15 protein-coding genes are annotated in these 17,403 nt (G+C 67.4%); 10 read left to right on the top strand and 5 right to left on the bottom strand.

Annotated elements, in window-relative coordinates; all coding sequences use genetic code 11:
* Nucleotides 1–5: 5 nt before the first annotated feature.
* The 5 genes from NBY69_RS03420 to NBY69_RS03400 all read left to right on the top strand — a co-directional run bounded on the left by NBY69_RS03420 (nucleotide 6) and on the right by NBY69_RS03400 (nucleotide 5,027).
* The gene (locus NBY69_RS03420) at nucleotides 6–935 is read left to right on the top strand and encodes an ABC transporter permease (RefSeq protein WP_250298110.1); all 930 of its coding nucleotides are present in this window, start codon (nucleotides 6–8) and stop codon (nucleotides 933–935) included.
* A complete protein-coding gene (locus NBY69_RS03415; RefSeq protein ID WP_250298109.1) occupies nucleotides 928–1,869 on the top strand; it encodes an ABC transporter permease in 942 nt (313 codons plus the stop codon). The genes NBY69_RS03420 and NBY69_RS03415 overlap by 8 nt, the downstream gene beginning before the upstream one ends.
* A 14-nt stretch (nucleotides 1,870–1,883) precedes the next feature.
* Nucleotides 1,884–2,942 (top strand): ABC transporter ATP-binding protein, encoded by a 1,059-nt coding sequence (locus NBY69_RS03410; protein ID WP_250298108.1) that lies wholly within the window; start codon nucleotides 1,884–1,886, stop codon nucleotides 2,940–2,942.
* Nucleotides 2,935–4,101, top strand: a complete 1,167-nt coding sequence (locus tag NBY69_RS03405; RefSeq protein WP_250298107.1) for an ABC transporter ATP-binding protein — start codon at nucleotides 2,935–2,937, stop codon at nucleotides 4,099–4,101. Before NBY69_RS03410 ends, NBY69_RS03405 begins: the two co-directional genes overlap by 8 nt.
* A gap of 164 nt (nucleotides 4,102–4,265) precedes the next feature.
* On the top strand, nucleotides 4,266–5,027 hold the full coding sequence (locus tag NBY69_RS03400; RefSeq protein ID WP_250298106.1) for a hypothetical protein: 762 nt from the start codon (nucleotides 4,266–4,268) through the stop codon (nucleotides 5,025–5,027).
* A 54-nt stretch (nucleotides 5,028–5,081) separates the two neighbouring features.
* Here the strand turns inward: NBY69_RS03400 and NBY69_RS03395 are convergent, their stop codons facing one another.
* From NBY69_RS03395 to NBY69_RS03375, 5 genes are all read right to left on the bottom strand, one after another.
* Nucleotides 5,082–6,095, bottom strand: a complete 1,014-nt coding sequence (locus NBY69_RS03395; RefSeq protein ID WP_250298105.1) for an ABC transporter ATP-binding protein — start codon at nucleotides 6,093–6,095, stop codon at nucleotides 5,082–5,084.
* A gap of 23 nt (nucleotides 6,096–6,118) precedes the next feature.
* Nucleotides 6,119–7,150, bottom strand: coding sequence for an ABC transporter ATP-binding protein (locus NBY69_RS03390; RefSeq protein WP_250298104.1), 1,032 nt, complete (start codon nucleotides 7,148–7,150; stop codon nucleotides 6,119–6,121).
* 22 nt (nucleotides 7,151–7,172) lie between these two features.
* A complete protein-coding gene (locus NBY69_RS03385; RefSeq protein ID WP_250298103.1) occupies nucleotides 7,173–8,153 on the bottom strand; it encodes an ABC transporter permease in 981 nt (326 codons plus the stop codon).
* A 90-nt stretch (nucleotides 8,154–8,243) separates the two neighbouring features.
* On the bottom strand, nucleotides 8,244–10,028 hold the full coding sequence (locus tag NBY69_RS03380; RefSeq protein ID WP_250298102.1) for an ABC transporter substrate-binding protein: 1,785 nt from the start codon (nucleotides 10,026–10,028) through the stop codon (nucleotides 8,244–8,246).
* Nucleotides 10,029–10,116: 88 nt separating this feature from the next.
* A complete protein-coding gene (locus NBY69_RS03375; protein ID WP_250298101.1) occupies nucleotides 10,117–11,151 on the bottom strand; it encodes an ABC transporter permease in 1,035 nt (344 codons plus the stop codon).
* A 367-nt stretch (nucleotides 11,152–11,518) separates the two neighbouring features.
* Between NBY69_RS03375 and NBY69_RS03370 the strand changes: the two genes are divergently transcribed.
* The 5 genes from NBY69_RS03370 (at nucleotide 11,519) to NBY69_RS03350 (ending at nucleotide 17,373) form a co-directional block, all read left to right on the top strand.
* Entirely contained in the window at nucleotides 11,519–13,150 is a 1,632-nt protein-coding gene (locus NBY69_RS03370) for an ABC transporter substrate-binding protein (RefSeq protein ID WP_250298100.1), read from the top strand.
* A 76-nt stretch (nucleotides 13,151–13,226) separates the two neighbouring features.
* Nucleotides 13,227–14,150: an ABC transporter permease gene (locus tag NBY69_RS03365; protein ID WP_250298099.1), complete on the top strand. Its 924-nt coding sequence runs from the start codon at nucleotides 13,227–13,229 to the stop codon at nucleotides 14,148–14,150.
* The gene (locus NBY69_RS03360) at nucleotides 14,143–15,117 is read left to right on the top strand and encodes an ABC transporter permease (RefSeq protein WP_250298098.1); all 975 of its coding nucleotides are present in this window, start codon (nucleotides 14,143–14,145) and stop codon (nucleotides 15,115–15,117) included. The genes NBY69_RS03365 and NBY69_RS03360 overlap by 8 nt, the downstream gene beginning before the upstream one ends.
* 11 nt (nucleotides 15,118–15,128) lie before the next feature.
* Nucleotides 15,129–16,106: an ABC transporter ATP-binding protein gene (locus tag NBY69_RS03355; RefSeq protein WP_250298097.1), complete on the top strand. Its 978-nt coding sequence runs from the start codon at nucleotides 15,129–15,131 to the stop codon at nucleotides 16,104–16,106.
* Nucleotides 16,096–17,373 (top strand): ABC transporter ATP-binding protein, encoded by a 1,278-nt coding sequence (locus tag NBY69_RS03350; RefSeq protein WP_250298096.1) that lies wholly within the window; start codon nucleotides 16,096–16,098, stop codon nucleotides 17,371–17,373. The genes NBY69_RS03355 and NBY69_RS03350 overlap by 11 nt, the downstream gene beginning before the upstream one ends.
* Nucleotides 17,374–17,403 lie beyond the last annotated feature (30 nt).

The following is a 17,403-nucleotide window of genomic DNA, read 5'->3' as shown; positions in this document are numbered from 1 at the left end:
GCTTCATGGGGCGCTACGTCGCGAGGCGACTGCTCCAGATGATCCCGGTGTTCATCGGGACCACTCTGCTCATCTTCCTGATGGTGTACTCACTTCCCGGCGACCCCGTCCGGGCCCTGTGGGGCGACAGACCTGCCGACCCGCAGGCAATGGCGCGGTTGAGGCACGAGTACTGGTTCGACCGACCGGTACTGATGCAGTACCTGCACTACATGAACGGGCTCATCCACCTGGACTTCGGTACCAGCTTCGTCACCGGCCGCCAGGTCATCGACGTGATCAAGGACGCCTTCCCGGTCACGATCAGGCTCGCGCTGGTGGCCTTTGTCATCGAGATCGTCGTGGGCCTCGGCCTCGGCCTCTTCTCCGGGCTCAACCGCGGGAAGCTCCCGGACAAGCTGGTGCTGCTGATCACGCTGCTGCTGATCTCGATTCCGGTGTTCGTGCTCGGATTCATCTTCCAGACGGTCTTCGGCAACCAGCTCGGCTGGATCACCCCAACCGTCCAGGACTCCAGCGACATCACCCAACTGCTGCTGCCAGGCATCGTGTTGGGCTCGCTCTCCTTCTCGTACGTCGCCCGGCTCAGCCGGACCTCGCTCGCGGAGAACCTGCGCGCGGACTACATCCGTACCGCCGTGGCCAAGGGGCTTCCCCGCCGCCGCGTCATCGGTATCCACCTGCTGCGCAACTCCCTGATCCCCGTGGTCACCTTCCTCGGTACGGACCTGGGCGCCCTGATGGGCGGTGCCATCGTCACCGAGGGCATCTTCAACGTCCACGGAATCGGCAATGAGCTGTACCGGTCGATCAACCAGTCGGACAACACGACAGTGGTCGGCATCGTGACGATCCTGGTGATCATTTTCCTGCTCTCCAGCCTCATTGTCGACCTGCTGTACGCCGCTCTGGACCCGAGGATCCGTTATGCCTGAGTCCCTCACCACCAAGTCCGAGGCAGGCACGGAGACCCCCGCCGTCCTCCCGGCGACGCCTGCTCCCGACAAGGCGCGCAGCCTCTGGTCCGACGCCTGGCAGGACCTGCGGCGCAACCCGTTCTTCGTCGTCTCCGCCGTGCTGATCGTCTTCCTCGTCCTGGTCGCGGTCGCCCCGGGTCTCTTCACCTCGGTCGATCCCGCTCACGCGGACCTCGCCAAGCACTACCTGGGCAAGCCCAACTACTCGCACGTCTTCCAGGGCGACTGGTTCGGCTACGACGTCCAGGGCCGCAGCATCTACTCCCGGGTCCTCTACGGCGCCCGGTCGTCGATCATCGTCGGTGTCTGTGCCACCGCGGCGGTCGCGATCGTCGGCGGTGTGGTCGGCATGATCGCCGGTTACTACGGCGGCTGGATCGACTCGCTGCTCTCCCGGATCACCGACGTCTTCTTCGGTATCCCGCTGCTGCTCGGCGCGATCGTCATCCTCAACGCCTTCGCCCACCGCACCGTGTGGTCCGTGGTGCTCGGGCTCGGCTTCCTGGGCTGGACCCAGATCGCCCGTGTCATGCGCGGTTCGGTGATGACGGTCAAGCAGGCCGACTACGTCCAGGCCGCCAAGGCCCTGGGTGCGGGCACCCGTCGGATCATGCTCCGGCACATCCTGCCCAACGCCATCGCTCCGGTGATCGTCGTCTCCACCATCGCGCTCGGCGGTTACATCGCCACCGAGGCGACGCTGTCGTACCTCGGCATCGGGCTGCCGCCCAGCGCCGTCTCGTGGGGCAACGACATCTCCTCGGCGCAGAACGCGGTCCGGGACGCCCCGCACGTGCTGTTCTTCCCCAGCGCGATGCTGAGCGTCACCGTCCTCGCGTTCATCATGCTCGGCGACGCGGTGCGCGACGCCCTCGACCCCAAGCTGCGCTGAGGAGGGCGTACGACGTGACCATCATCGAAGAAACCGCGAACGTCCCGGCGCCCCGGTCCGGCGACTCCGACAGCTCTCCGCTGCTCGAAGTCCGCGACCTGCACGTCGAGTTCCACACCCGTGAGGGTGTCGCCAAGGCCGTCAACGGCGTCAACTACACCGTCGGTGCGGGCGAGACCCTCGCCGTGCTCGGCGAGTCCGGCTCCGGCAAGTCCGTCACCGCTCAGGCGATCATGGGCATCCTCGACATGCCGCCCGGCAAGATCCCGCAGGGCGAGATCCTCTTCCGCGGCCAGGACATGCTCACGATGTCCAACGAGGAGCGCCGGAAGATCCGCGGCCAGAAGATCGCGATGATCTTCCAGGACGCGCTCTCCTCGCTCAACCCGGTGCTCTCCGTGGGCTACCAGCTCGGCGAGATGTTCCGCGTACACCAGGGCCTGTCCCGCAAGGACGCCAAGGCCAGGTCCATCGAGCTGATGGACCGCGTCAAGATCCCGGCCGCCAAGGCGCGGATCAACGACTACGCCCACCAGTTCTCGGGCGGTATGCGTCAGCGCATCATGATCGCGATGGCGCTGGCCCTGGAGCCGGACCTGATCATCGCGGACGAGCCGACCACGGCGCTCGACGTGACCGTGCAGGCCCAGGTGATGGACCTGCTCGCCGAGCTCCAGCGCGAGCTCAACATGGGGCTCATCCTGATCACCCACGACCTCGGCGTGGTCGCCGACGTCGCGGACAAGATCGCCGTGATGTACGCGGGCCGGATCGTCGAGACGGCGCCCGTGCACGAGCTCTACAAGCGCCCGGCCCACCCGTACACCCGGGGGCTGCTGGACTCGATCCCGCGGCTGGACCAGAAGGGCCAGGAGCTCTACGCGATCAAGGGCCTGCCGCCCAACCTGCTGCACATCCCGTCCGGTTGTGCGTTCAACCCGCGCTGCCCCAAGGCGACGGACCTCTGCCGTACGGACACCCCGGCCCTGCTGCCGGTCACTGAGCAGGACGGCGGCGCGCTGCCGGGCCGCGGCAGCGCGTGCCACTTCTGGAAGGAGACGATCCATGGCTGAGCTCGGCAAGAACGGCGAGGCCGTCTCCGAGGCCGTGCCCTCCGAGGGCACCCCGAACCTGGCCAAGGTCGAGGTGGTCGACGTCTCGACGACCACCGAGGTGGAAGCCGTACTGGACGCTCCCGTCGAGCGCGGCGAGCCGATCCTTCAGGTCCGGAACCTGGTCAAGCACTTCCCGCTCTCCCAGGGCATCCTCTTCAAGCGCCAGATCGGTGCCGTCAAGGCGGTCGACGGGATCTCCTTCGACCTCTACCAGGGCGAGACCCTCGGTATCGTCGGCGAGTCCGGCTGTGGCAAGTCCACCGTCGCGAAGCTGCTGATGACGCTGGAGACCGCCACGGCGGGCGAGGTCTTCTTCAAGGGCCAGGACATCACCAAGCTGTCCGGGCGGGCGCTGAAGGCGGTGCGGCGGAACATCCAGATGGTGTTCCAGGACCCGTACACGTCGCTCAATCCGCGTATGACGGTGGGTGACATCATCGGGGAGCCGTACGAGATCCACCCCGAGGTGGCTCCGAAGGGTGACCGGCGCCGCAAGGTGCAGGAGCTGCTCGATGTCGTGGGTCTGAACCCGGAGTACATCAACCGGTATCCGCACCAGTTCTCCGGCGGTCAGCGTCAGCGCATCGGCATCGCCCGCGGCCTCGCGCTCAACCCCGAGATCATCATCTGCGACGAGCCCGTCTCGGCGCTGGACGTGTCGGTGCAGGCGCAGGTCATCAACCTGATGGCGAAGCTGCAGGACGAGTTCAACCTCTCCTACCTCTTCATCGCGCACGACCTGTCGATCGTCCGGCACATCTCCGACCGGGTCGGCGTGATGTACCTCGGCAAGATGGCCGAGATCGGTACGGACGAGCAGATCTACGAGCACCCGACGCACCCGTACACCCAGGCGCTGCTCTCGGCGGTCCCGGTGCCGGACCCGGAGGCCCGCGAGGGCCGCGAGCGGATCATCCTGGTCGGGGACGTCCCCTCGCCGGCGAACCCGCCGTCCGGCTGCCGGTTCCGTACCCGCTGCTGGAAGGCCGAGGCGCGCTGCGCCGAGGAGCTTCCGCTGCTGGCGATCCCGGAGCGCTTCCAGGGGCAGAACACCCCGGCGGCGCACGAGTCGGCGTGCCACTTCGCCGAGGAGAAGGACGTCGTGGGCGCGGCCTGATCCTGATCCACCCGTACGCACACGGAGCCCCCGCCCGACCGGCCCGGCGGGGGCTCCGTGCTGTCCGATGGCGGCGTCCCCGACGGGGGCGTACGCGGGCGGTCGTCGGAGCATCGAAACACAATCCCGTTGCGGGGCCGGGCCGGAGCCTGTTGAGTGGCCGGATGGATCTGGGGACCGATGAGTACGAGCAGGCCGCGCCGACCGCCCCGGTGCCGTCCGCGTACGACGTACGCGCGCGGGAGGCGGCCCGCAACAACGCCGAATGGTGCGACGCCCTCTGCCGGACGCACGGCGTGCGGGGCGAGTTCGGTGCCGCCGCCTGGACGGCCGCCGAGCGGACTCCGCCGTTCTACCCGGACGCGGTGACGCTGACCCCGGGCGCTCCGGTACGCGAGGTGCTGACCGCGGTCGACACCGCGACGCCCGGCTGCACCGTCAAGGACAGCTTCGCCGACCTGGACCTGACCGGGGACGGCTTCGAGGTCCTCTTCGACGCCCAGTGGATCCACCGCCCGGCCGGTGCGCCGGTCCCGGCCGCACCGGAGGGCGTGCGCTGGGCGCGGATCCGTACGGAGGAAGAGCTGGCGGACTGGGAACGCGCCTGGGACGGCGGGGTGTCGGACCTCTTCCGCCCGGGACTCCTCGCGGACCCGGGCACCTCGGTCCTCGGCGGTTACGCGGGGGACCGCCTGGTCGCGGGCGCGGTGGCCACCCGGAGCGGAGCGGTCGTCGGAGTGTCCAACCTGTTCGCAGTGGACGGCACGGAGCCGGACGCCGCCTGGGCGGGCTGCCTGGGAGCACTGGCGGAACTCTTCCCCACGGCGCCGGTGGTCGGCTACGAACACGGCGACGACCTGACCGCCGCACTCCGCAACGGCTTCGACGCGGTGGGACCGCTGCGGATCTGGCTGCGCAGCGCCTGACGTGTCCGCCTACGGTTCGCTCAAGGGGCCGTGGGCGGTCGGGCTGTTCCCGGATCAGGCCGGCGGCTCCTCGGGGAAGTGGCAGGCCGTCAGGTGGCTCTCCTTGCTGTCCGTCAGCCGGAGCAGCGGGGGCTCGTCCGTGGCGCACTTCTCCGTGGCCTTCCAGCAGCGCGTACGGAACCGGCAGCCGGACGGCGGGTTCAGCGGCGAGGGGACGTCGCCCGTGAGGCGGATACGGCTGTCCTGCTGCTCGGCGTCGGCGTCGGGGACCGTCGCCTCGGGGACGGCGGACAGGAGCGCCCGGGTGTACGGGTGGCGCGGGGCGCTGTAGAGGCTCTCCCGGTCGGCGATCTCGACGATCTTGCCGAGGTACATCACCGCGACCCGGTGCGAGAAGTGCCGGACGATCGCCAGGTCGTGGGCGATGAAGAGGAACGAGATCCCCATGTCGCGCTGGAGCTGCTGGAGGAGGTTGACGACCTGCGCCTGGATGGAGACGTCCAGGGCGGAGACCGGCTCGTCCGCGACGATCAGCTTCGGCTGGAGGGCCAACGCCCGTGCCACGCCGATGCGCTGGCGCTGCCCGCCGGAGAACTCGTGCGGGAAGCGGTTGTAGTGCTCCGGGCTCAGCCCGACGATCTCCAGCAGCTCGCGGACCCGCTTCTCCTGGCCCCCGGGCGGATTGATGCCGTTGACCTCCATCGGACCACCGACGATCTTGCCGACCGTCTGGCGCGGGTTGAGGGAGGAGTACGGGTCCTGGAAGATCATCTGGATCTCGGAGCGGACCGGCGCCAGTTCCTTGCGGGAGGCGTGCGAGATGTCGCGGCCGGCGTAGGTGATGCGACCACGGGTGGGTTCGAGGAGCCGGGTGATGAGGCGGCCCGTCGTCGACTTGCCGCAGCCCGACTCGCCTACCAGGCCCAGAGATTCGCCCTCGTGGACGGTGAAGTCCAGACCGTCCACGGCCTGCACGTCCGCGATCCTGCGCTTGAAGGGGAAGCCACCCATCACCGGGAAGTACTTGGTGAGGCCGCTGACTTCGAGCAGGGGGGTGGGGGTTGTCATGGTCGGTGTCCCTTGGCTCTCGGTCAGCTCAGCCGGGGCTGGATCTGGTGGGTGAAGAGGTCCTGTCGCTGTTCCGCACTGAGGTGGCAGGCCGCGCCGCGCCCGGCGGTGACGTCCAGCGGCGGCTGCTGGGTGACGCAGGCGTCGCCCTCGACCTGGTCCTTGAAGGTACAGCGCGGGTGGAAGCGGCAGCCCGTCGGCGGGTTGAGCAGGCTCGGCGGGGTGCCGGGGATCGGGGTCAGCGGAATGCCCAGCGGCGAGGACAGACTCGGCATCGACGCCAGCAGGCCCCAGGTGTACGGGTGCTGGGGTGCGGTGAGCACTTCCTTCGTGGTGCCCCGCTCCACGCACCGGCCGCCGTACATCACCAGGACGTCGTCCGCGACGTTGGCGATCACCCCCAGGTCGTGGGTGATGAAGATGATCGACGTCCCGGTCTGCTGCTGGAGGTCCTTGAGCACATCGAGGATCTGCGCCTGCACGGTGACGTCGAGCGCGGTCGTCGGCTCGTCGGCGATCACCAGCTCGGGATCGCAGACCAGTGCCATCGCGATCATCGCGCGCTGCCGCATACCGCCACTGAACTGGTGCGGGTAGTCGTCCACCCGCAGGTCCGGCTGCGGGATGCCGACCTTGGCCAGCATCTCGATCGCCCGCTTACGGGCTTCGCCCCGGGAAGCGCCGTTGTGCTTGCGGTAGGGCTGCGCGATCTGTGCGCCGACGGTGTGGTACGGCGAGAGAGCGGTCAGCGCGTCCTGGAAGATCATCGACATCTTCTTGCCGCGAAGCCGCTCCAGCGTCCGCTCCGGGGCCCTGGAGAGCTCTTCACCGTCGAGGACGATCTCACCTTCGACAGAGGTCGTCTCCGGGTTGTGCAGGCCCAGGATCGTCAGGTTGGTGACCGACTTGCCCGATCCGGACTCACCTACGATGCCCAGCGTTCTGCCGCGCTCCACGTCGAAGGAGAGCCCGTCGACGGCCTTGACGGTGCCGTCCTCGGTGGAGAAGTGCACCTTCAGGTCGCGTACCGAGAGAAAGGGGGTGGTGGCGCTCATGCTCTTGTCTACTCCTCGGGCCTCAGGCCAGCCGCACGCGCGGGTCGATCATGGCGTACACCGCATCGATGATGATGTTGAAGATGACGATCGCGCCCGCGGCGACCAGGACGACACCCAGCAGCATCGGCAGATCGCTGTTGGAGACGGCCTTGATGGAGAGTTCACCGATGCCGTGCAGGGTGAACACCTGCTCGGTGATGATCGCGCCGCCGAAGAGCACCCCGAGGTCCAGGCCGAAGATGGTGGCGATCGGCCCCATCGCGCCGCGCCAGGCGAACTGGAAGAAGACCGTGGCGCGTGACAGGCCCTTGGCACGGGCGGTGCGTACGTAGTCCTCGCTGAGCGTCTCGACGAGCTGGGAGCGTGTCATACGGGTGTAGTTGGCCGTGAAGATGATCGACAGGACCAGCCAGGGCAGCAGCAGCCCGGTGGCCCAGGAGACCGGGTTCTGGGTGAACGGCGTGTAGGTGGCCCGGCTCAGCAGATGCCACTGGTCGACCAGGAAGTACGTGGCCAGGACGCCGACGACGTAGATCTGCATCGAGGAGCCGAGGAGCGAGGCCGAGCTGGCGATCTTGTCGACCGCCTTGCCCTGCTTGACGGCGGCGAGCATGCCTGTACCGACACCGAAGATCAGGTAGACCACGGAGGCGCCGATGGCCAGCGAGACGGTGGTCGGGAACCGGTCCAGGATGGTGCCCCAGACCGGCTCGCGGTTGGCGAACGAGTAGCCCAGGCAGGGCGCGTCGCAGTGCCCGAAGGTGGCGTAGTCGCGGCCGGCGAAGACACCGACGAGCCAGTGCCAGTACTGGACCGGGACCGGGTCGGAGATCCCCAGGTTGTGGCGTACGAGTTCCAGGGTCTGCGGGGTGCAGATCTTGCCGCAGGCCATCCGGGCGGGATCGCGTGGGGCGGCGTAGAAGAGGTAGAAGGTGACGGCGCTGATGATCAGCAGGATCACGAGTGCGCCGAGTGTCCGGCGAATGAGGAAGCGGAGCATGGGCGTTCGTGGCTTTCCTGGGGAGCGCCGTCAGGCGGATGGACAGGACCTGGGAGGCGGCGGCACGAACTCCCGCCGCCTCGTGGCCGGTTACTTCTTGACGTACAGCTTGTAGAGCATGCAGCCGTCGAAGTTCGGGTCCATCTGGACGTTGCCGACCTTGGAGCCGTGCAGATACATGCGGCGCATGTAGAACTCGGGGATGACCGGAGCCTGCTCCATGATCTGCTTGTCCAGCGCGGCCCACGCCTTGCCGGCCTGCTCCTGGTCGGCGATCGCGGTGGCCGCCGCGATGGCCTTGGTGACGGCCGGGCTGGTGAAGTGCGCGTAGTTCGGGGAGTTGTCGAAGACGGTTCCCTTGTCGAACAGCGGCTGGAAGACGGTGTAGCCGGTCGGCCAGTCCGCGGACCAGGCGGTCCAGTAGACGTCGTACTTGTTGTCGACCTTGCCGAAGATGTCGTACATGGAGTTCTGGTCCACCGGCTTGGTGATGCAGTTGAAGCCGGCCTTCTCCAGTGCCCGCTGGATGACGACCGCGATCTTGTCGTAGGTGTCCGTCTGCGGGTAGGCGAGGACGATCTTCTGGCCGACCTTGCCGATCTTCTTCAGCATGGCCTTGGCCTTGACCGGGTCGCCGGTCGGGGTCGTCAGCTTGCCGTAGAGGTCGAACTTCTCGTAGCCGGAGACGAGCGGCGACATGATCGTGGTGGCGTAGTCGCCGAAGGAGTCGCCGCCCGCGGTCTGCCGGATCTGCTGCAGCGGCCAGGCGATGTTGAGGGCCTTACGGACCTCGGTGTCGGTGATCCGGGTGGTGTTGATGGACCACATGCTGGTGCCGGAGCCGATGCCCTGGACGATGCGGCTCTTGAACTTGGGGTCGGTGAGGACCGTTTGCACCCGCTCGGTGGCGACGTTGATGTCGATGGTCACCGCGTACTTGTCCTTGCCGGCGTCCGCGATGAAGCGGTCGGTGCCGGCCAGCGACGTCGGGCCGAACTCGAACTCGAACTTGTCCGGGTACGCGTTGCGGATCGGGTCGGTCTTCGGGTCCCAGTGCTCGTTGCGCACCAGCTCCATGGACTTGTCGGTCACATGGCTGGTGATGCGGTACGGGCCGCAGGAGTAAGGCTTCTTGTCGTACGCCTGCTTGGTGTCGTGCTTCTTCGACGCCACCGCGTACGTGTACATCGCGAGCGTGAAGTTGAAGTCCTGACGGGCCGTCTGGAGCTTGAAGACGACGGTCTTGTCGTCCGGGGTCTGGACGGCGTCGAGGCTCTTGCCCGTGTAGGGGCCGGAGTACTTCTTGCGGAAGTCGGTGAGCGAACCGGTCAGCCAGCCCTGGGCGTACGTGGCGCCCTCCGTGGTGAAGTCCGCGAAACCGCGCTCGATGGAGTACTTGACGTCGGCGGAGGTGACGGCCGAGCCGTCCTCCCACTTCAGCCCGTCCTTGAGCGTGAACGTCCAGGTCTTGCCGTTGTCACTGACGGTGCCGACATCGGTGGCGAGGTCGCCGACGAGGGTCATGGAACCGTCGTCGGCGATCTTGTAGCCGGTGAGGGCCCGGGTGACCATCAGGTCGAGGGACGAGTTGGGCGCGTAGTAGATGCGCTGCGGGTCCAGGTGCGTGAAGTCGCCGCGGTTGATGACCTGGACGGTGCCGCCCTTGGTGGCGCCGGGGGCCTCCGGGGCAGGACCGGTGGAGTCGGCCTTGGTGCCGACCGCGATCTTCGAGGTCTTGGCCGCGTCGTGCTTGCCGTTCGAACCCGAGCCGGAGCCGCCACCGGCGTTGCCGGAGCTGCAGCCGGCGAGCCCCATGGTGCTCGCGGCCGCGACCGCCGTGGCGGAGATCAAAAAGGTTCTGCGCGAGGTCGTCATCAAGTCCTGCCTTGTCGATGGAGATCAGGGAGAAGCGGAAGGAGCGAGGTGGCCCGGGAGCCGGGAGGCGTCACCGCCGGGTGCAGGGTCAGCGGTTCGTCTTCGGGTCGACCGCGTCGCGGACCGAGTCGCCGAGAAGGTTGAAGGCGAGCACGAAGACCACCATCGCCACACCGGGGAAGAGCATGAAGGTGATGTCGTCGCTGTAGACCGCGGCGCCGCGCTGGATCATCACACCCCAGTCGGGCGTCGGGTCGACGATGCCGACGCCGAGGAACGCGAGGCCGGCCTCCGCGGTCACGAACGCGGGCAGCCCGAGCGTCGCCTGGATGAGGATCGGCGTCCACAGGTTGGGCAGCAGCTCCTTGAAGATGATCCGGGCCGGCGAGGCGCCCGTCACCTTGGCGGCCTCGACGAACTCCCGCTCCCGCAGGGCCAGTACCTGACCGCGCAGCAGCCGGGCGATCGAGGCCCAGCCGAACGCGGTGAGTACCCCGACGAGACAGAGCACCGTGAGCCAGATCGGCGTGCTCTCCTCGGGAGAGACGAAGACGCTCAGGACGATCGGCATGAACGCGATGAAGAAGAGCGTGGAGGGGAACGCCAGCAGGATGTCGATGACCCGGCCGACGAAGTAGTCCGTCTTCCCGCCCAGGTATCCGGCTGTGACGCCCACGGCCACGCCGATCAGGACGGTGAACAGGGTGGCCGCAGTGGCGATCAGCAGCGAGTTCCGGATGCCGTACAGGAGGAAGGTGAAGACGTCCCGTCCCAGGCCGGGCTCGATACCGAACCAGAAGTCGGAGCTGATGCCGCCGTTGGGTTTGACCGGGTTGGCGAAGTCGTTGAGGAGCCCCGGGGTGTCCTGGCCGTAGGTGTCGTACGGGTTCTTGCCGTACAGCGCCGAGATCAGGGGCGCGCATATCCCGATCAGGAAGAAGAAGAGGACGACGCAGGCAGAGACCACCCCGGTCCTGTCGCGCTTGAACCTGAGCCAGGCCAGCTGGCCTGGACTCCGGGCTTCGGCGCCCTTGTCGGGGCCGTCGGGGTGCCGGGACTCCTCAGCGGCTGCGATGGCGTTGGTGTCCACCGAGAAGCTGGGGGCCGGGGATGGCGTGGTCATCGAACTCCTGTCCCCGAACGGAAAGCGGCGTCCTCCGGGTGGGAGGAGCTAAGGGGTTGGAACGGACCCAACCAATGGAGTTGACAGTGGTCAATGCACGGTGCAAGTCATCGACGGGTCTTTAGGTTGTTGATCTGAACTTGACAAAATAAATGATCTTCAGGGATTGACTCGTTCCCTGACGGAGCGGCAAACCGGGGTGAGCCGGACGGCTGCGTCCGGTCAAAGGTGTGTCCCTTTCGTTATGCGGGGCATCCGGGCGTTCTGGTGACGGATGGACACAGACGGCCCTGGTGGAAGTGCATTGCTCCTACTGTCGGGTGATATTGGGCCCTAAGTGCGATTTGGGACCAGAAGGAGGCACTCCATGCGCGGAGCCACACACGCCAAGTGGGCCGCATGCGCGGTTACCGTCGCGCTGGCGGCGACGGCCTGCGGCGGCGGAGGGAGCAGCAGTGGCGGTGGCGGGAGCAACGGAGTCCTGAGCTCCTCCTGGGGAGACCCGCAGAACCCGCTGGAGCCGGCGAACACCAACGAGGTCCAGGGCGGCAAGGTCCTCGACATGGTCTTCCGTGGTCTCAAGCGGTACAACCCGAAGACCGGCAAGGCCGAGAACATGCTGGCCAGCAAGATCGAAACCACTGACTCGGTCAACTTCAAGATCACCATCAAGTCCGGCTGGACCTTCAGCAACGGCGAGAAGATCACCGCGAAGTCCTTCGTGGACGCCTGGAACTACGGCGCCGACCTGAAGAACAACCAGAAGAACGCGTACTTCTTCGGCTACATCGACGGCTACGACAAGGTCCACCCGGACACCGGCAGCGCCACGGCCACCACACTGTCCGGGCTGAAGGTCGTCAACGACACGACCTTCACGGTCAAGCTCAACCAGAAGTTCTCCACCTTCCCGGACACCCTCGGGTACGCCGCCTTCGCCCCGCTGCCCTCGGAGTTCTACACGAACCACTCGGCGTGGCTGTCCAAGCCGATCGGCAACGGCCCGTACACCATCAAGTCGTACACCAAGGGCTCGGAGATGAGCCTGCGCACGTGGGACAAGTACCCGGGCTCCGACAAGGCGCAGAACGGCGGGGTCGACCTCAAGGTCTACACCGACAACAACACCGCGTACACCGACCTGACCGCGGGCAACCTCGACCTGGTCGACGACATCCCCGCCGCGCAGCTCAAGAACGTCAAGTCCGACCTGAGCGGGCGCTACATCAACACCCCGGCCGGCATCATCCAGACGCTCGCCTTCCCCTTCTACAAGCCCGAGTGGAACACCGCCGGGGCCAAGAAGGTCCGGATCGGCCTCTCGATGGCGATCAACCGGCCCCAGATCACCAAGACGATCTTCGCGGACACCCGGACCCCGGCGACCGACTGGACCTCACCGGTCCTCGGTGCCGCGGGCGGGTACAAGGCCGGGCTCTGCGGCAGCTCCTGCACGTACAACCCCACCGAGGCGAAGAAGATGATCAAGGAGGGCGGCGGCATCCCCGGCGGTCAGCTGAAGATCACGTACAACGCGGACACCGGCTCCCACAAGGAGTGGATCGACGCCATCTGCAACAACGTCAACAACGCGCTCGGCAACGACAAGGCCTGTGTCGGCAACCCGGTCGGCACCTTCGCCGACTTCCGCAACCAGATCAGCGCGAAGAAGCTGTCGGGCCCGTTCCGCGCCGGCTGGCAGATGGACTACCCGCTCATCCAGAACTTCCTGCAGCCGCTGTACTACACCAACGCCTCGTCCAACGACGGCCACTGGACCAACAAGACCTTCGACAAGCTGGTCAACGAGGCCAACGCGGACACCGACACCGCCTCCGCCGTGCAGAAGTTCCAGCAGGCCGAAGGGGTACTGCGGGACGACATGGGCGCCATTCCGCTCTGGTACCAGAACGGCAGCGCAGGCTACTCGGACCGCATCTCGAACGTCGCGCTGAACCCGTTCAGCGTCCCGGTCTACAACGAGATCAAGGTCCACTGACGCCACTGGGAGTACGGCCCGGCGCACCGCGAGCGCCGGGCCGTACTCCCTCCTACAACGACCCCCGGAGCCCCTCATGGGACGTTATGTGATCAGGCGTCTGCTCCAGATGATCCCGGTGTTCATCGGTGCCACGCTACTGATCTTCCTGATGGTGAACGTGATGGGTGACCCCATCGCCGGCCTCTGCGGAGACCGCGCCTGCGACCCGGCGACCGCTGCTCAGCTGCGCTCCCAGTTCGGCCTCGACAAGTCCGTGTGGCAGCAGTACCTGACCTACATGGGCAATGTCTTCACCGGGGACTTCGGCACCGCGTTCAACGGTGAGAAGGTCACCGACCTGATGGGCAGCGCCTTCCCCGTCACCATCAGACTCACCGTGGTGGCGATCGTGTTCGAGATCATCATCGGCATCACCTTCGGTGTGATCACCGGGCTCCGCCGGGGCCGCCCGATCGACAGCACGGTCCTGCTGCTCACCCTGGTCGTCATCTCGGTCCCGACCTTCGTGACCGGTCTGCTCGCCCAGCTGTTCCTCGGGGTGAACTGGGGGATCATCGAGCCCGCCGTCTCGCCCTCGGCCCCCCTGAACCAACTCATCGTGCCCGGACTGGTGCTGGCGTCCGTCTCCCTCGCGTACGTCACCCGGCTGACCCGGACGTCGATCGCGGAGAACCGCCGCGCCGACTACGTCCGCACCGCCGTCGCCAAGGGCCTGCCGAAGCGCCGCATCATCGTCCGGCACCTGCTGCGCAACTCGCTGATCCCGGTGGTGACGTTCATCGGTACGGACATCGGCGCACTGATGGGCGGTGCCATCGTCACCGAGCGCATCTTCAACATCCACGGTGTCGGTTACCAGCTCTACCAGGGCATTCTCCGCCAGAACAGCCAGACGGTCGTCGGCTTCGTCACGGTCCTCGTCATCGTCTTCCTGGTGGCGAACCTCATCGTCGACCTCCTCTACGCCGTTCTCGACCCGAGGATCCGGTATGCCTGAGTCCCAGAATCCCGACGAGGCGATCGCCGGCACCGGCGCCGGTGGGCCCATGGACCTCGCGACCGGCGAGGGCGCCACGCTGGAGGGCGCGAAGCAGGCCCACGACGGAGGCCCCGAGGAACGGCCCCGCAGCCTCTGGTCCGACGCCTGGCGCGATCTGCGCCGGAACCCGATCTTCATCATCTCCGGCCTGATCATCCTGTTCCTGGTGGTGATCTCGATCTGGCCGCAGCTGATCGCCACCCAGAACCCGCTCAACTGCAACCTCGACAAGGCCCAGCAGGGCTCCCAGCCAGGGCACCCGTTCGGTTTCACGGGCCAGGGCTGCGACGTCTACACCCGTACCGTCTACGGGGCCCGCCAGTCGGTGACCGTCGGTGTCTGCGCCACCGTCGGAGTGGCCCTCATCGGCAGCTTCCTCGGCGGTCTCGCCGGGTTCTTCGGCGGCGCCGGCGACGCGATCCTCTCCCGGATCACCGACATCTTCTTCGGCATCCCGGTGGTCCTCGGCGGTCTGGTCCTGCTGTCCGTGGTCACCAGCAGCACCGTCTGGCCGGTCATCGGCTTCATGGTGCTCCTCGGCTGGCCGCAGATCGCCCGTATCGCGCGCGGCTCGGTCATCACCGTCAAACAGAACGACTACGTCCAGGCAGCACGGGCGCTCGGCGCGTCCAACTCCCGGATGCTGCTGCGCCACATCACACCGAACGCGGTCGCCCCGGTGATCGTGGTGGCGACCATCGCCCTCGGTACGTACATCTCGCTGGAGGCGACGCTCTCGTACCTCGGCGTCGGCCTGAAGCCGCCCACCGTGTCCTGGGGCATCGACATCTCCGCCGCCTCCCCGTACATCCGCAACGCCCCGCACATGCTGCTCTGGCCGGCCGGTGCGCTGGCCGTCACGGTGCTCGCGTTCATCATGCTCGGCGACGCGGTGCGCGACGCCCTCGACCCCAAGCTGCGCTGAGGAGCCGGACCATGTTGCTCGAAGTGCGCGATCTGCACGTGGAGTTCCGGACCCGCGACGGGGTCGCGAAGGCGGTGAACGGCGTCGACTACACCGTGGACTCCGGTGAGACGCTCGCCGTCCTCGGGGAGTCCGGCTCCGGCAAGTCCGTCACGGCCCAGGCGATCATGGGCATCCTCGACGTGCCGCCCGGACACATCGCCGGTGGCGAGATCATCTTCCAGGGCCAGGACCTGCTGAAGCTCAAGGAGGAGCAGCGGCGGAAGGTCCGCGGCGCCAAGATGGCGATGATCTTCCAGGACGCGCTCTCCTCGCTCAACCCGGTGCTCAGCGTGGGTGAACAGCTCGGTGAGATGTTCACGGTCCACAAGGGCATGTCCCACAAGGCAGCCAAGGCCAAGGCCGTCGAACTGATGGACACGGTACGGATCCCGGCGGCCAAGGAGCGCGTCGGGCAGTACCCGCACCAGTTCTCGGGCGGTATGCGTCAGCGCATCATGATCGCGATGGCGCTGGCCCTGGAGCCGGATCTGATCATCGCGGACGAGCCGACCACGGCGCTCGACGTGACCGTGCAGGCCCAGGTGATGGACCTGCTCGCCGAGCTCCAGCGGGAGTTCAACATGGGGCTCATCCTGATCACCCACGACCTCGGCGTGGTCGCCGACGTCGCGGACAAGATCGCGGTGATGTACGCGGGCCGGATCGTCGAGACGTCGCCGGTCCACCAGATCTACCGGGCCCCCGCCCACCCGTACACCAAGGGTCTCCTCGCCTCGATCCCGCGGCTGGACCAGAAGGGCCAGGACCTCTACGCGATCAAGGGCCTGCCGCCCAACCTGCTGCACATCCCGCCCGGTTGTGCCTTCAACCCCCGTTGCCCGATGGCCCAGGAGGTGTGCCGTACCGACGTGCCGCCCCTGTACGAGGTGAACCAGGAACGCCGGAGCGCCTGCCACTTCTGGAAGGAGACGCTCGATGCACGCTGACCACTCGGGGCGCCGGGACGCACGCGACGCGGCCGAGGCCGAGCGTGACCTGATGGAGAAGTCGCACGCGGAGACGGCGTTCGCGAACGAGGTACACCCCATCCTCGAAGTCCGGGACCTGGTCAAGCACTACCCGCTGACCCAGGGCATCCTCTTCAAGAAGAGCGTCGGCGCGGTCAAGGCCGTCGACGGGGTGTCGTTCGCGCTCAGCCAGGGCGAGACGCTCGGCATCGTGGGGGAGTCCGGCTGCGGCAAGTCCACCGTCGCCAGGATGCTGGTCAACCTGGAGGCCCCGACGGGCGGTTCGATCAAGTACAAGGGCGAGGACATCACCAAGCTGTCCGGGCGGGCGCTGAAGGCGGTGCGGCGGAACATCCAGATGGTGTTCCAGGACCCGTACACGTCGCTCAATCCGCGTATGACGGTGGGTGACATCATCGGGGAGCCGTACGAGATCCACCCCGAGGTGGCTCCGAAGGGTGACCGGCGCCGCAAGGTGCAGGACCTGCTGGACGTGGTCGGTCTGAACCCGGAGTACATCAACCGGTATCCGCACCAGTTCTCCGGCGGTCAGCGTCAGCGCATCGGCATCGCCCGCGGCCTCGCGCTCAACCCCGAGATCATCGTGGCCGACGAGCCGGTCTCGGCGCTGGACGTGTCGGTGCAGGCGCAGGTCATCAACCTGATGGACCGGCTGCAGAAAGAGTTCAACCTGGCGTACGTGTTCATCGCGCACGACCTGTCGATCGTCCGGCACATCTCCGACCGGGTCGGCGTGATGTACCTCGGGCGGATCGTCGAGGTCGGCTCGGACGCGGAGATCTACGAGCACCCGACACACCCGTACACCCAGGCGCTGCTCTCCGCCGTGCCGCTGCCCGACCCGGAGGCGCGGGAACGGCGGGAACGGATCATCCTGGTCGGGGACGTGCCGTCGCCCGCCAATCCGCCGTCGGGCTGCCGGTTCCGTACCCGCTGCTGGAAGGCGCAGGAGCGGTGCGCGCAGGAGGTGCCCGCGCTGGCCGTGCCCGCGGTGTTCCGGATGGTCGATGGCCCGGTGCACCACGACTCGGCCTGTCACTTCGCCGAGGAGAAGCAGGTCGTACCGGACATCGGGCTGGGGCCGGACGAGGGGCCGCCGGGGCCGCCGCGGCCGTTGGAGGGCCCGCCCGGACAGCCGGGGGCGTCAGGGCCGTCGGGAGGCGCGCCCCCGGGCCCTCCGGGGTCCGGTCCTGAGGGGCCGCCGACCGGGGCGACGCCCGCCTGACAGCGACGCCCGCCTGACAGCGTGGCGCGA

Origin of the sequence: Streptomyces sp. A 4/2, assembly GCF_940670765.1 — a bacterium.
In the GTDB taxonomy this organism is placed as follows: domain Bacteria; phylum Actinomycetota; class Actinomycetes; order Streptomycetales; family Streptomycetaceae; genus Streptomyces.
Note: the sequence above shows the minus strand (reverse complement) of the source record. Positions and strands in the feature narration are given on the sequence as shown.

What these genes read in the sequence shown, in the direction of transcription:
- NBY69_RS03420 (WP_250298110.1), top strand. Translation starts at nt 6, where the DNA reads ATGGGGCGCTACGTCGCGAGGCGACTGCTCCAGATGATCCCGGTGTTC.
- NBY69_RS03415 (WP_250298109.1), top strand. Translation starts at nt 928, where the DNA reads ATGCCTGAGTCCCTCACCACCAAGTCCGAGGCAGGCACGGAGACCCCC.
- NBY69_RS03405 (WP_250298107.1), top strand. Translation starts at nt 2,935, where the DNA reads ATGGCTGAGCTCGGCAAGAACGGCGAGGCCGTCTCCGAGGCCGTGCCC.
- NBY69_RS03400 (WP_250298106.1), top strand. Translation starts at nt 4,266, where the DNA reads ATGGATCTGGGGACCGATGAGTACGAGCAGGCCGCGCCGACCGCCCCG.
- NBY69_RS03395 (WP_250298105.1), bottom strand. Translation starts at nt 6,095, where the DNA reads ATGACAACCCCCACCCCCCTGCTCGAAGTCAGCGGCCTCACCAAGTAC.
- NBY69_RS03390 (WP_250298104.1), bottom strand. Translation starts at nt 7,150, where the DNA reads ATGAGCGCCACCACCCCCTTTCTCTCGGTACGCGACCTGAAGGTGCAC.
- NBY69_RS03385 (WP_250298103.1), bottom strand. Translation starts at nt 8,153, where the DNA reads ATGCTCCGCTTCCTCATTCGCCGGACACTCGGCGCACTCGTGATCCTG.
- NBY69_RS03380 (WP_250298102.1), bottom strand. Translation starts at nt 10,028, where the DNA reads ATGACGACCTCGCGCAGAACCTTTTTGATCTCCGCCACGGCGGTCGCG.
- NBY69_RS03375 (WP_250298101.1), bottom strand. Translation starts at nt 11,151, where the DNA reads ATGACCACGCCATCCCCGGCCCCCAGCTTCTCGGTGGACACCAACGCC.
- NBY69_RS03370 (WP_250298100.1), top strand. Translation starts at nt 11,519, where the DNA reads ATGCGCGGAGCCACACACGCCAAGTGGGCCGCATGCGCGGTTACCGTC.
- NBY69_RS03365 (WP_250298099.1), top strand. Translation starts at nt 13,227, where the DNA reads ATGGGACGTTATGTGATCAGGCGTCTGCTCCAGATGATCCCGGTGTTC.
- NBY69_RS03360 (WP_250298098.1), top strand. Translation starts at nt 14,143, where the DNA reads ATGCCTGAGTCCCAGAATCCCGACGAGGCGATCGCCGGCACCGGCGCC.
- NBY69_RS03355 (WP_250298097.1), top strand. Translation starts at nt 15,129, where the DNA reads ATGTTGCTCGAAGTGCGCGATCTGCACGTGGAGTTCCGGACCCGCGAC.
- NBY69_RS03350 (WP_250298096.1), top strand. Translation starts at nt 16,096, where the DNA reads ATGCACGCTGACCACTCGGGGCGCCGGGACGCACGCGACGCGGCCGAG.